At 50.3% G+C, this 300-nt stretch carries 1 protein-coding gene; it reads left to right on the plus strand.

Features of this window, described 5'->3' with window-relative positions; genetic code table 11:
• Positions 1 to 300 (plus strand): hypothetical protein (locus tag NE473_RS31290; RefSeq protein WP_256265657.1); only part of this gene is annotated, 300 nt, incomplete at both ends.

A 300-nucleotide genomic window follows, 5' to 3' on the forward strand; every position in this document is an offset into this window, starting at 1 on the left:
CGAGTACAAAGACCGTCCGGAATTCAAGGCAGGGAAAACAGAAAAATATTATCTAAATAAGCGGGCAGCCGGGAAAAACAGGGATAATATGGACGAAGACAGGGCTGGCAATACGGCTGTCCCTTCGGAGGCCACAGCTTCCAATACAATAGCTTCCAAAGCTACTATCTCCAATGCATCCGCCTCCAATGCACCTGTCTCTCATGCAACCGACTCCAACGCAAAGAAAAAGAACGGTCTCCTGGCCAGGCTGAAGGCATTGTTTGAGCTGCCCCGGAGTCTGGTCGAGCGAAATAAGAG

It is taken from the genome of Hungatella sp. SL.1.14, from assembly GCF_024460495.1.
GTDB classification, from domain to species: Bacteria; Bacillota; Clostridia; order Lachnospirales; family Lachnospiraceae; genus Hungatella; species Hungatella hathewayi.